We start from the raw sequence: 10127 nt of genomic DNA on the forward strand, positions 1-10127 counted from the left end.
ACCCCATCCAAGATACGTTCGGTAGGAGGAGGGGAGATCAGGGTATCACCTATACGAATTACCACATTCATCGTACCACATTCTTCTAACTTCTGGTGAGTGGCATCATCCGTCCAGATAATTTGTTGATAACCTTCCTCTTTAGCCAAGGCAGTAGGGTAGAATTGTCCAGCATAGTTACCTCCTGTTTTAGCAAACCCTACACCTCCATTGGCTGCACGGCTATAGTGATCGGCTATTTTTACCTTTAGTTCTCCCCCTTTGTAATAGCTCTGTACAGGAGAGGTGATGATCATAAAGCGATATTCAGTAGAAGGATTGGCTTGTACTCCAGTAGAAGTTGCAATCATGAACGGGCGTAAGTATAGAGCATTACCCAGTCCTGGTTGTATCCATAGTCGGTCTAAATCCACCAGAGTTTTTAGTGCCTTGTCAAAAAGTTCTTCAGGGAACTCAGGCATGGACATACGCTTACAAGATTTGTTCATGCGTGCATAGTTTTCCGTAGGACGGAAGAGGAATACCTCCCCGCGGTCATCTTTGTAAGCCTTCATCCCTTCGAAAATGGTCTGTCCATAGTGGAATACACTAAGGGAAGGTTCTACAGAGAAAGGCCCATAAGGCACTATACGAGCATCTTGCCATTGTCCATTCTTATAATCACAGATGAACATATGGTCGGCAAAAGTTTTACCAAAACTCAGTTTTGAAAAGTCTATTTGGTTAATACGACTTTCTTTTACTTTTTCAATCTTTAAATTCATATTGTTTTAGTTTTTGATTCTGTCTAAATTTTTGTCAAAGGTACAAAATATTTTTTAACTTTGTCGCGTAAAATACAAAAATCTTTACCTATATTTTTCAACACACTAACTATTAAACGATTACTTGTTATCTTTTATCTTTTACCTGAATAATGACTCACGAACTTATAAAAACATCTGATGGCTCTACCAGCCTTTATATTCCACAGTTAGACGAGACCTATCACTCAGTACACGGCGCGCTTCAAGAAACTCAGCACGTGTTTATCAAGAACGGACTGCAACTATTTGACCATCAAAGCATCTCTATCTTAGAAATTGGATTTGGTACGGGTCTTAACGCTTTGGCTACTTACAAGGAACACGAATCTTTGCAACTGAATATTCGTTACGAAACGGTAGAAGCCTATCCGCTTTCGTGGGACGAAGCCTCACAAATGAACTTTCCACAGATGCTCAACGCTCCAGCACTCGTGCCCGTTTTTGAGCAGATGCACCGTTGTGAGTGGAACAAACTCATTACTCTATTACCCTCTTTTAGTTTCAAAAAGCGATTACAACGTTTTGAAACTATCAACGATACCGATACTTTCAACCTTATTTATTTCGATGCTTTTGGGGCGCAAGTGCAACCCGAATTGTGGCAAGAAGCCATTTTTCAGCGAATGTATACCGCTCTCAAAACTGGAGGCTATTTAGTAACCTACGCCGCCAAAGGCAGTGTGCGCCGCGCAATGCAGGCTTGTGTGGGTCTCGCTTTTTTTATGCCCGTTAAATTTGGATTTTCGGTAAATACTCGGTAACAATTTGGTAAAATTTTAGTATTTTTCAGCCTATTTTAAGCATATAATTTGTCATTTTGTGCTACTATTGCGCTTACAAACTTTTAAAGGAGTTCAAAATGAAACTAGTTAAACTTAGTTTAGCGGCAGCAGTCGCTGCAGGTGCTCTTGCTATGAGTGCAAGTGCTGTTCCGTTAGAGGAAGCTATCAAGGACGTGGATCTAAACGGATACGCTCGTATGCGATATACCCATGATCGTGATAAAGATGCCGGAAATAGTAGCAAGGGTGTTTGGGAGTTTAAATCCGAAGTAGATTTTAAAGCTAAAATTGACGATAATTTCTTTGGTGTAGTTGGTGTTAGATTTATGGATAGAGATAATGGTGAGACCTTCTCATCTTCAGACGGTGTATATCTTCAGGAGAAAAATGAAGAGGACGATGAGTCTCAATTTGATATTGCCAAGGCCTACTTGGGATATGCTATTGGCGGCACTACTATTACAGTTGGTCGCCAGGGTATAGGTTCGTTCTTTACGGATGATATGTATGGGGACGGTGTTAAGATTACTAGCACCGATATCGAGGGGCTAACTCTTACTGGCTTTTGGATGGACTCTTTAGAGAATGATAGTGATATTGGCAGCCTTAAGTGGAATAGAACAGGTGCAATGGCTCCATTAGGAGGAAAATTAACTACCGATCACAATCTATATGGAGTAGGAGCTATGGGCTCATACGATCCTGTGGCTTTCCAATTATGGTATAACTCCTTAGAAGATGTAGCCGATCTTTTCGCTGCAGAGTTAGCATTTAACTTTGATATTTCCGATGATTTCAATATTGGTTTAAAAGGTCAATATGCATTTTCTGATTTTGACAAAGCGTCTTATGGCCATTGGAATAACATTCCTGTTCCACCAGTGTTTGTTGCAGAGACTGATGTAGGTGATGCAGATTTTTGGGCTGCAGAGGCTAGTATGGGTCTATTCGGTATCGATTTAGCTGCAGGTTATTTAAGATTCGAGCCTGATAATAAAGATCGCGCTTCTTTTGTATCCTTTGAAGATCAAGGCTCCTTTATCAGCCCGGGTGAGCAGTTGCTAGATTATACGAACTTTACTGGTAAAAATCATTATTGGTATGCAGTAGCAGGCTATACTATTCCTGATACTGGTATCAGAATCGGTGCCGATTACCTAGATGGTAAGTCAGCCGGTAAAGATGCATACGAGGCAGTAGGTAGAATTTCTTATAAATATAATGAAAAGTTAAGCTTCAAAACTTGGTATTCGCACTATAAGATTGATGGTGCTGCAGGGGCTGCCGATGAGAAAAATGATCGAATTAGATTCGAGGCTAAATACAGCTTCTAATTATTTACCTTATACGGGTAAAATTGGGGCGAAGCTTTTGCTTCGCCCTTTTTAAATTTAAAACCAAGGTTTTTTATGAAAATTTTTAAAATTTCTTTTTTAGCATGTTTTTTTACTTTCGCTCTAAATGCTGCGGATAACACAAACGACGATACATACGTATTTGAAGCCAAAGGAGAGTTTGCCAAAGAGCTAAAATCCCTAATCGAAAAACATTCTAAAGATGAAAACATAACCGTAAATATCTACAAAAGCGCTTCGACCGCAGGCGGCAAGGCTAACATTGGTAAGGTAAATCGAAATATAAATTCTTTAAAAGAAAGAGGCGGAGCGATCTTTGCCGAGAAGTGCGCTTCCTGCCACGGCAAGAACGGGCAAAAAAAAGCCTATGGAGTATCGCGTAAACTCAAAGATCTGGATGCCAAGGAGATCTCGATAGCTATTTCGCAATACACCACGGATCTAAGCTATGGCGGCAAGATGAAAAATATTATGCAGCTGATCGCTGCCAAAACAAGCGCTACGGAGCTAGGCTACATCATTGCTTATCTAAAAGGCGACGATTCGTTCCTATACGATAGCTCGTCTAGTAGGAGCACAAATACTGAAATTTCGACCGCCCCGAGCGAGCAGGGCTCATACCTAAAATAAAAGAGCGTAGATGAAAGTAGCGATCGTTTTAGCAAACGGATTTGAAGAGATCGAGGCGGTAAGCTTGATCGATATTTTGCGCCGCGCAGAGATCAATGCGGTATCTGTAGGGCTGGATAAAAAATGCGTCTGCGGCGCGCACGGCGTAGAGCTAATCGCCGATGAAATTTTAGACGATATAAAAGTTTCGGAATTTGATATGATCGTTTTGCCTGGCGGCTTGCCCGGAGCCGAAAATTTGGCAAAGAGCGAGAGGCTGGGGCAAGTACTGCGCGATTTCGATGCAAATAACACAAAAATTGGCGCAATATGTGCCGCTCCATGGGCGCTAGCTACCGCGGGTGTGCTAAAAAGCTCTTACACTTGTTATCCAGGCTTTGAAAGTCAGATCGCTCACCCAGGCTATACGAATTCGGCGAATGTCGTAAAAGATCAAAATATAATAACTTCGAAAGGCCCTGCTACTGCGATGGAATTCGCACTGCAAATCGTCCGTGAGTTAAAAGGCGAGCAGGTTTATTCCAAGCTAAAATCCGATTTGCTTTTTAAATAAAATTTCAAGTGAAGGTCGATTCCAACGCGCTTTATTTTGCCATCTGTAAAACGGGGTGCGTGATTTTGCCATGCCTGAGAACTACAAATTTTATCTTACTCTGCACGTATAAAATAGCCACAATATTTATTCTGAGTATCCGTAAACGACAAATGGAATTCTTGCAATTCAAATTTTAGATCGAAAAACGCAAAAGACCTTGTGCGTGACAGATGAAATTTTATTGGAGCTAGTTGCTATTAAAACCAAATATTAACATCACGACGGCGCGGAGCGTAAGCATAAAATATTTTAGGTGTATCCTCAAGAGGGCATCGCTGAGCTGAATAAATTTTAGTGTGGCATCTTCGCGATGCACTCGCTAGCTGAAGCTAAGCAGATCGCGCAAAACGTGCTAAATAAGGGGATCGGCGTGATCAAAAATGATAAGATCGCGCTGGATCTAAATTTGATCAAATAGCGACGTCAATGTATCAAGAGGCAAAACGGCGCAGTTTTTGAAGGTTTTGTCGGTAAAGCACAGACCTATCGGGAGGCATATAAACTTGTAGCGCGCGACGAAAGTGTCATTTAGAATTCCTAAAAAGGATAAAATTTAGCGCTTCTTCAAAATATCGTTGTTTAATAATGCGGCGCTGCTTTGTATCGTTTTGGCAACGCGGTCTTTAGAATTTTGCATTTTGTCGAGTACGGGTCTGTGTGCGATCAAATTTACGTGCCCGATTTTCGCCGTGAAATAAAAAATCCCCAGTATCGTCGCGTTTAGAAACACTCCAAAATATATCCGTCCTAATCCCCATATCCCTATGCTGGCGGCATGAATAGGCACAAAAATTATCGCGACTAAGATCGGATAATAATCCGAAATTTTATTTTTGGCAAGGATTACGGTCGTAACGATGGCGTATGCGATGAGCGTAAAAGGAGAGATAAGCAAGAGTGCAAAAAGTGCGTTTATGCGCTGATAATCTTCGTGCCCGATTAAGACGCAAAAACTACAAAACGCGAGCGTTATGAGAAAAAATAAAGGTAAAATCCACCGCGTTTTCACGTCGCGCCTTTTAAGCAGCGATAAAAAGAGCAGATGAGAGCCTAGTGCAATACAATAATAATCAAATATAACCGACGAGCTTAGAAACGTGAGCGGTATGCCGAGCAGTGCACCCGGCCCGTCAAAATATATCCCACTAAACATGAGCCACGTGATAAAGAGTATAAAAGCATATTTAAGACCCGCATAAGTGGCGCAAACACAGATACCAACAAGGATAAATCGTATAAATTTGCTCATTTGTCTTTTTCCTAAATTTAGGTAATTATAGCAAACTGCGAAAAACAAACGGCGCAAAATTTTAAATTTAGCCAGTGCACTCGCCGAATCCGCTGTCTATCGCGAGCTCGTGCGCGCTAGAAGCACGCTCAATGCCTTCGTATTATTTCATCCGCGCCCGCGCCGCAAGATAAAATTCATAAATTCTAAATCCGTTTTGCGTTATCATTGCGCTAAATTTAAAATTTTACGCAAAGGGGATCATATGAAAAATACGGCATTCATCACGGGCGCTACGAGCGGCTTTGGAGAGGCGATCGCCAGGGCTCTTAGCGCGCAGGGCTATAAGATCATAGCACTCGGGCGCCGCAAGGAGCGACTACAAAAGCTAGCGAGCGAGCTAGGCAACACGCACATTATCGCCGCGGATATTCGCGATAAAGCTGCGGTGTTTGACGCCGTGAGTGCGCTGCCTGAAAATTTTAAAGACGTCGAGGTGCTCGTAAATAATGCGGGCCTCGCGCTCGGGCTTGAGGGGATCGCGCAGACGCCCGTTGAGGATTTGGAGACGATGGTCGATACGAATATCAAGGGCGTGCTGTATTCGACCAAGGCGGTGCTGCCGTTAATGATCGCGCGCAAAAGCGGCTATATCTTCAATCTCGGCTCGACTGCAGGCGCGTGGCCCTATCCGGGTAGCCACGTTTATGGCGCGAGCAAGGCGTTTATCAAGCAGTTTAGCCGCAATATCCGCAACGACCTGCGCGGCACCGGCATCCGCGTGACGGAGATCGCACCGGGAATCTGCAAGAGCGAGTTTAGCGAGGTGCGCTTTAAAGGCGACGTAGCGCGCGCCGCGGCCGTGTATGAGGGGGTCGATGCGATCCTGCCCGAGGATATCGCGCAGATCGTGCTAAACTGCCTAGCGATGCCCCGTCGCGTAAATATCAACGTCGTAGAGGCGATGGCGACGCAGCAGAGCTGGGCTGGGCTTTTTATCGAGAAGCATTAAATTTTAAGGCGAGAAGATGAAAAAAATTCTATTACTAATGTTTTTATCAGTTGCTGCGTTTGCGGTAGATGACGCGACCAGGCAGCATAATGCCGAGCTTTTCGGCATCTGGACGCTGGTGCCGCCCGTCGTGGCGATCGCGCTTGCCTTTATCACCAAAGAGGTGATCCTGTCGCTTTTCATCGGCGTTTTTAGCGGCACCTATATGCTAGCAGTCGTCGGCAACAATCCGATCTCCGCGCTTGTGGGCAGCTTTACCGATCTGGTCGCGCGCGTGGTGGGCTCGATGGCTAGCAAAGGCAACGCGGGCGTACTTTTGCAGGTGCTTTGTATCGGCGGCGTGGTCGCGCTGATTAGCAGGACGGGCGGCACGAAAGCCGTGGCGCTTTGGATCAGTAAGCGCGCTAAAACGGGCATCTCAGCGCAAATTTCAACATGGGTTATGGGTCTTTTCGTATTTTTCGACGACTACGCAAACGCCCTGATAGTAGGCCCCGTCATGCGGCCGATCACCGATAAATTTAGAGTCAGCCGCGAAAAGCTCGCCTTTATCATCGACGCCACCGCCGCGCCGATTGCGGGTATCGCGCTAATTTCTACCTGGGTAGGTCTTGAGGTCTCTCTGATAAGAGCGGGATATGATCAGATCGGCGTGCAAAACGTAAACGCCTTCTCGATCTTCGTGCAAACCATGCCGTATCGTTTCTACAATCTTTTTATGCTTGCTTTCGTGGTTTATGTAGCGTTCATGCGTAGGGATTTCGGGCCGATGCTCTCTGCCGAAAGGCGAGCGGCGAGCGGCGAAATCCACTCTAAAAATTCTAACATCGCCGAGCTAGAAGATAAAACGCTAGAGCCCAAAGAGGGGATCAAGCCGCAAGCTTCAAACGCCGTTATCCCGCTTATAGTGCTAATCTGCGGCGCATTTGCGAGCTTTTATTTTAGCGGGCTAAGCAAGCTGCAAGGCGATGCTCTCGCAGCCGCAAAAGCCGCTCCGCTAAGCTTTACAACGCTTCAGGCGACGTTCGGCAACGCGAACTCGTCGGTCGCGCTTTTTCAAGCGGCGCTTCTTGCTACGGTCGTGTCTATATTTATGAGCGTTTACCGCAAAATTTTTAACGTCAGAGAGGCGATCTCTACGTGGATTAAAGGGTGGAAGACGATGATCGTTACGATCGTGATCTTGCTGCTTGCCTGGTCGCTCAGCTCTGTCATCAAAGAGCTCGGCACGTCGCGTTATCTAGTCGATATGCTAAGCCAAAACACGCCGAAATTTTTGCTTCCGGTAGCGATTTTCGTGCTGGGCTCGTTCATTAGCTTTTCGACGGGCACGAGCTACGGCACGATGGGAATTCTAATGCCGCTAGCCATACCTTTGGCAAACGCTGTGGGACTTCACTACGGGCTTTCGGGCGATGCGCTTCACGCCTATATGATCGTAAATATCTCGGGTGTGCTAACCGGCGCGATTTTCGGCGATCATTGCTCGCCGATTTCGGACACCACGATCCTTTCGTCGATGGGCGCGGGCTGCGATCATATCGAGCACGTAAAGACGCAGATGCCTTACGCTCTATCCGTCGGCGCGATCGCCGTAGTGGCGGGCTATCTACCCGTAGCGCTAGGACTTAGCGTCTGGATCGCGCTGCCGATGGGGCTTGCCGTTACGTGGGCTCTCGTGCGATTTGCAGGCAAAAAGATAGAGGAGTAGCTCCCGCAAATTTTAAATTTGCTTTTAAATTTTGAATTCCGCAGCAATGCGGAATTCTACCGAGCAGAATTCTAATCTGCCTTGCGGAATTTCACTCTGCAAAATTCCGTCGCGCAAGTAAAATTTTAAAACGAAATTTCAAAAAGAGCGAGTAAATTTTAAAAGCTGAATTTTAACTAGTCGCGTTAAAACGGCGCGCCCGCCTGCAATTTAAAATTTTTAAAGTAAACGAGTAGTAAAATACCGATAAATTTCAAACAAGGAGAATGAAATGAAAAATCCTAAAATGTTCCTCTGGGGGGGTGTTAGCTGCTTTATTAGTTGGTTGCGGCGACGATACCGAGGTAAAGACCAAGGAATATTACGATATTCATCTAAATGAGGCTAAAGAGGTTTACGCAAAGTGTGATTTCAATACTTTAAAGGACGGAAGCAACTCATATAAGAATTGCGTGAACGCTAAAACGGTCGTAGAGGAAAAGAGTATGGCGTATTCGGTTAAGTATTATATGGAGCACTTAGACGAGGCTAAGGCTATCATAGAAAAATATAAAGATAAAGAGCCGGCAGATAAAAATAGCGTTGAGTATAGTAATTTGATGAATGCAAAAGAGGCTAATGGCAATATGAAATTAAGAGGGTTTTTAGGAAATCAAGCACGATAAATTATTTTGGTATCAGCTTAAGATCAAAACCGCTCCTCTCTTACGGTATTAATACATTTTAATTTACTCTGCGCCTTCGGTGTGGGGTAAATTAGACTCTACGCGGCGCCGAATTTTGCCCGCGAAACGATACGGCGCGAAATCTTGCTTTACGGATTTTGGAATTTCAAATTTTAAAGCCTGCGAGCTTTTGGCTACCGCAGAAAAGACTTGCGAACTTCGCGGCACCTTGAAATTTAATCATTTTAAAATTTACGCCGCGCGGTTAGTCTAAATTTCACTCGGCGGCGGTTTACACGGCGTGCTAAATTTAACCTCGCGCGCACTTTATCCGCGCCCTAGTCTAAATTTAAAATTTCAAATTTGCAGCGATAATTCGCGCGGCGCGAGGCAACTCCCCATATACAACGTCTCGGCTTACGTTATTAAATTTAAAGAAGCGACAGCGTCTTTCTCGCGCTATATTGTTTCAAGTCGTACGGCGGCGTTGTGCGTTAAATCTTAAATTTACGTGCTGGGCGGCGGGAAGGCAGCATTTGCTTCGTAAAATTTTAACTTTCGCGCGCCGGGCGACGGCTAGGCCCTATTGATCGCGCACCGCGCGAAGCCGCTTCTAAATCGCCGAGCCGAGTTAAATTTTTTAGCGCGCCGAAATTTTAATCTGCGTGGTGCGATACGATAAAATTTCAAGCTGCCCTGTGGCTCACGGACGCGTAGCCTAGCCGATCCCTCGCATCGCATCGAGCCGCTTTAAAAATATCTCCACCTTGCGTAGCTGCGCCGCATCTAGCGCCCTGCCCGAGCAAAAATACTCCACGCTGTTGCCGTTTGGATAATTCACTCGCGAAATACCCGCCTCTTCGCTTCTCGGCTCAAATTCCAAGGACAAATCCGCACCGCCTCGAGAATAAAGCTTGAGCTGCGAATTCGCAGCTACGGCGCGTGGCGACATGCGGCATTTGTCTTCGTCGCACTGCTCTACGCCGTGCGCATCGCCTGCCAGCCTGCCGTCGCGCTCGCTGGCATCAAGTTCGCCCGTTTGTGAATTTGCGCTAAATTTTATATCACCGTCTGCGTCAAATTTATCCGCACAAACCTGCGATTTTACGTCGCGCGAAGTATCCATGCCGAAGCCGCGCTCATCCGCGTTAGAAAACTCATCGCACTCATCATACCTCACTACGCCGTTTTTTATGGTGCCGCACGACACTGCACGAAGTCTGCTCATACCTTGCTCTATCATATCGGGCTTGCTCTCGCCGCAACTTTCTGTGTCGCGCCCGCCGCCGCTATTATCGCGACCTTCTACGCCCCGCTTGTTCTTGCCTTTTATGCTCTCGCCG

At 45.5% G+C, this 10127-nt stretch carries 10 protein-coding genes and 1 pseudogene; 8 read left to right on the forward strand and 3 right to left on the reverse strand.

Translation table 11 applies throughout. The features are described from left to right. Nucleotides 1-764 (reverse strand): aminotransferase class IV (locus Q0277_RS07395; protein ID WP_297996910.1); only part of this gene is annotated, 764 nt, incomplete at its 3' end. A 152-nt stretch (nt 765-916) separates the two neighbouring features. Here Q0277_RS07395 and mnmD point away from each other — a divergent pair. From mnmD to Q0277_RS07415, 4 genes are all read left to right on the forward strand, one after another. Beyond that, nucleotides 917-1567, forward strand: coding sequence for a tRNA (5-methylaminomethyl-2-thiouridine)(34)-methyltransferase MnmD (gene mnmD / locus Q0277_RS07400; protein ID WP_297996912.1), 651 nt, complete (start codon nt 917-919; stop codon nt 1565-1567). 98 nt (nt 1568-1665) lie between these two features. Continuing rightward, entirely contained in the window at nt 1666-2922 is a 1257-nt protein-coding gene (locus tag Q0277_RS07405; protein WP_297996914.1) for a major outer membrane protein, read from the forward strand. A 75-nt stretch (nt 2923-2997) separates the two neighbouring features. Continuing rightward, nucleotides 2998-3573 (forward strand): c-type cytochrome, encoded by a 576-nt coding sequence (locus Q0277_RS07410; RefSeq protein ID WP_297996916.1) that lies wholly within the window; start codon nt 2998-3000, stop codon nt 3571-3573. A 10-nt stretch (nt 3574-3583) separates the two neighbouring features. Continuing rightward, entirely contained in the window at nt 3584-4126 is a 543-nt protein-coding gene (locus Q0277_RS07415) for a DJ-1 family glyoxalase III (protein ID WP_297996918.1), read from the forward strand. A 595-nt stretch (nt 4127-4721) separates the two neighbouring features. On the opposite strand, the gene Q0277_RS07420 is transcribed toward Q0277_RS07415, so the two are convergent. Next, nucleotides 4722-5417: a hypothetical protein gene (locus tag Q0277_RS07420; RefSeq protein ID WP_297996920.1), complete on the reverse strand. Its 696-nt coding sequence runs from the start codon at nt 5415-5417 to the stop codon at nt 4722-4724. Nucleotides 5418-5661: 244 nt separating this feature from the next. On the opposite strand from Q0277_RS07420, the gene Q0277_RS07425 reads away from it, so the two are divergent. The 4 genes from Q0277_RS07425 to Q0277_RS07440 all read left to right on the forward strand — a co-directional run bounded on the left by Q0277_RS07425 (nt 5662) and on the right by Q0277_RS07440 (nt 9058). Next, entirely contained in the window at nt 5662-6408 is a 747-nt protein-coding gene (locus Q0277_RS07425; protein WP_297996922.1) for an SDR family NAD(P)-dependent oxidoreductase, read from the forward strand. A 16-nt stretch (nt 6409-6424) separates the two neighbouring features. Next, entirely contained in the window at nt 6425-8119 is a 1695-nt protein-coding gene (locus tag Q0277_RS07430) for a Na+/H+ antiporter NhaC family protein (protein WP_297996924.1), read from the forward strand. Between the two features lie 302 nt (nt 8120-8421). After that, the gene (locus Q0277_RS07435; RefSeq protein ID WP_297996926.1) at nt 8422-8784 is read left to right on the forward strand and encodes an EexN family lipoprotein; all 363 of its coding nucleotides are present in this window, start codon (nt 8422-8424) and stop codon (nt 8782-8784) included. A 115-nt stretch (nt 8785-8899) separates the two neighbouring features. Continuing rightward, on the forward strand, nt 8900-9058 hold the full coding sequence (locus Q0277_RS07440) for a hypothetical protein (protein ID WP_297996928.1): 159 nt from the start codon (nt 8900-8902) through the stop codon (nt 9056-9058). Nucleotides 9059-9502: 444 nt separating this feature from the next. On the opposite strand, the pseudogene Q0277_RS07445 reads toward Q0277_RS07440, so the two are convergent. Next, nucleotides 9503-10127 (reverse strand): annotated as a pseudogene (locus tag Q0277_RS07445) (hypothetical protein); the annotation flags it as partial.

The organism is uncultured Campylobacter sp., from assembly GCF_938030815.1.
Classification (GTDB): domain Bacteria; phylum Campylobacterota; class Campylobacteria; order Campylobacterales; family Campylobacteraceae; genus Campylobacter_B.